The sequence below is a fragment of the Streptomyces sp. NPDC054847 genome, assembly GCF_053610925.1.
In genome coordinates this window covers 1-3,014 of the sequence record NZ_JBSGZJ010000639.1, presented here as the reverse complement: position 1 = coordinate 3,014, position 3,014 = coordinate 1, and the positions used below count along the sequence as shown (strand labels likewise).

Below are 3,014 nucleotides of genomic sequence, written 5' to 3'. Positions count from 1 at the left end.
TCCGAGGAGGTGCGGGCCGTCGCCTGTGAACTACGGGACGTCACTTGGCAGCGTCGTCCTTCGTCTCGTCGCCCTCTTCGCCCTCGACCACGGGGATGAGGGAGAGCTTGCCGCGCGAGTCGATCTCGGCGATCTCGACCTGGACCTTGGAGCCCACGGCGAGCACGTCCTCGACGTTCTCCACGCGCTTGCCGCCGGCGAGCTTGCGGATCTGCGAGATGTGCAGCAGGCCGTCCTTGCCCGGGAGCAGGGACACGAACGCACCGAAGGTCGTCGTCTTCACGACGGTGCCCAGGTAACGCTCGCCGACCTCCGGCATGGTCGGGTTGGCGATGCCGTTGATCGTGGCGCGGGCGGCCTCGGCGGCCGGACCGTCGGCGGCACCGATGTAGATGGTGCCGTCGTCCTCGATCGTGATGTCGGCGCCGGTGTCCTCCTGGATCTGGTTGATCATCTTGCCCTTGGGGCCGATGACCTCACCGATCTTGTCCACCGGGATCTTGACGGTGATGATGCGCGGCGCGTTCGGGGACATCTCGTCCGGAACGTCGATCGCCTCGTTCATCACGTCAAGGATGTGCAGACGCGCGTCACGGGCCTGCTTCAGCGCGGCGGCCAGGACCGAGGCGGGGATGCCGTCGAGCTTGGTGTCGAGCTGAAGCGCGGTGACGAAGGTCTTGGTGCCGGCGACCTTGAAGTCCATGTCACCGAAGGCGTCCTCCGCACCGAGGATGTCGGTGAGGGCGACGTAGTGCGTCTCGCCGTCGATCTGCTCAGAGATCAGGCCCATGGCGATACCGGCGACGGGGGCCTTGAGCGGCACACCGGCGTTCAGCAGCGACATGGTGGAGGCGCAGACCGAGCCCATGGACGTCGAGCCGTTGGAGCCCAGCGCCTCGGAGACCTGGCGGATCGCGTAGGGGAACTCCTCGCGCGTCGGCAGCACCGGCACGATGGCGCGCTCGGCGAGCGCTCCGTGGCCGATCTCGCGGCGCTTGGGCGAGCCCACGCGGCCGGTCTCACCGACGGAGTACGGCGGGAAGTTGTAGTTGTGCATGTAGCGCTTGCGGGTCACCGGGGAGAGGGTGTCCAGCTGCTGCTCCATGCGGAGCATGTTCAGGGTGGTGACGCCCAGGATCTGGGTCTCGCCACGCTCGAACAGCGCGGAACCGTGCACGCGCGGGATGGCCTCGACCTCGGCCGCGAGCGTACGGATGTCCGTGATGCCACGGCCGTCGATGCGGACCTTGTCCTTGATGATCCGCTCGCGGACCAGCTTCTTGGTCAGCGCGCGGTAGGCGCCCGAGATCTCCTTCTCGCGGCCCTCGAAGGCCGGGAGGAGCTTCTCGGCGGCGAGCTCCTTGATGCGGTCGAGCTCGGTCTCGCGCTCCTGCTTGCCGGCGATGGTCAGCGCCTGGGCGAGCTCGCTCTTGACGGCGGCGGTCAGCGCCTCCAGGACGTCGTCCTGGTAGTCGAGGAAGACCGGGAACTCGCCGGTGGGCTTGGCAGCCTTGGCGGCGAGGTCCGACTGCGCCTTGCAGAGGACCTTGATGAAGGGCTTCGCGGCCTCGAGACCTGCGGCGACGACCTCCTCGGTCGGCGCCTCGGCGCCGCCCTTGACGAGCTCGATCGTCTTCTCGGTGGCCTCGGCCTCGACCATCATGATCGCGACGTCGCCGTCCTCGAGGACGCGGCCGGCGACCACCATGTCGAAGACGGCGTCCTCGAGCTCGGTGTGCGTCGGGAACGCGACCCACTGGCCCTTGATCAGAGCGACACGGGTGCCGCCGATCGGGCCGGAGAACGGCAGGCCGGCCAGCTGCGTGGAGCAGGAGGCGGCGTTGATGGCGACCACGTCGTACAGGTGGTCGGGGTTGAGAGCCATGATCGTCTCGACGATCTGGATCTCGTTGCGCAGGCCCTTCTTGAAGGAGGGGCGCAGCGGGCGGTCGATCAGGCGGCAGGTGAGGATCGCGTCCTCGGAGGGCCGGCCCTCACGGCGGAAGAAGGAGCCGGGGATCTTGCCGGCTGCGTACATCCGCTCCTCGACGTCCACCGTGAGGGGGAAGAAGTCGAGCTGGTCCTTGGGCTTCTTCGAAGCGGTGGTGGCCGACAGCACCATGGTGTCGTCGTCCAGGTACGCCACGGCGGAACCGGCGGCCTGCTTGGCCAGGCGGCCCGTCTCGAAGCGGATGGTGCGGGTACCGAAGGCGCCGTTGTCGATGACGGCCTCGGCGTAGTGGGTCTCGTTCTCCACCAGCGGTTTCTCCTACATTCGTCTTTTCGTCCCCGTGCCCGTGTGGCTCGGGGACCGTGGCGGAGAAGCGCGCCCTGTGTGCGGGCCGGTCTTCGATCGAAGCACCCGGGGTGTTCTGTCCGGGGGCCACTACCGAGGACCGGCGGCGAGGAGGCGGCTTCTCGCGCGTTCGGTGTGTCGTTGTGCGACCAGACTAATTGTCGTCCGGTACATCGCGCACGTACAGCAAAGGGAGCGGCCCCCTAAGAGTGGGAACCGCTCCCTTCACGGCGTCTTACTTGGCACCGCCGGCAGCACCGCGGCGGATACCGAGCCGGTCCACCAGCGTACGGAAACGCTGGATGTCCTTCTTGGCCAGGTACTGCAGCAGGCGGCGGCGCTGGCCGACCAGGATCAGCAGACCACGACGGGAGTGGTGGTCGTGCTTGTGCGTCTTGAGGTGCTCGGTCAGGTCCGAGATGCGGCGGGAGAGCATCGCAACCTGGACCTCGGGGGAGCCGGTGTCGCCCTCCTTGGTGCCGAACTCGGTGATGATCTGCTTCTTCGTAGCGGCGTCGAGAGACACTCGGTACTCCTCATGGTTTCGATGCGCCCGCGAGTGCCCCTGGTCTCTGTCTCAGGGGAGCTTCCGTGACTCGGAGGCGGAGGTCCGACAGGCGCTGCACTCCGGAATCCGCAGGACTCCGGGGATCGCGTACACAATCGGCCGTTACACAGCGTACCAGCCTGCCGGAGCCCGCCCGGCCCGGTACCGGCC

2 protein-coding genes are annotated in these 3,014 nt (G+C 67.7%); both read right to left on the bottom strand.

Annotation, left to right across the window (positions count from 1 at the left end; all coding sequences use genetic code 11):
* Positions 1–40 precede the first annotated feature (40 nt).
* The gene (locus tag ACWGH4_RS33570; RefSeq protein WP_307708593.1) at positions 41–2,257 is read right to left on the bottom strand and encodes a polyribonucleotide nucleotidyltransferase; all 2,217 of its coding nucleotides are present in this window, start codon (positions 2,255–2,257) and stop codon (positions 41–43) included.
* Positions 2,258–2,531: 274 nt separating this feature from the next.
* Entirely contained in the window at positions 2,532–2,822 is a 291-nt protein-coding gene (gene rpsO / locus ACWGH4_RS33565) for a 30S ribosomal protein S15 (RefSeq protein ID WP_356629631.1), read from the bottom strand.
* Positions 2,823–3,014: the final 192 nt, after the last annotated feature.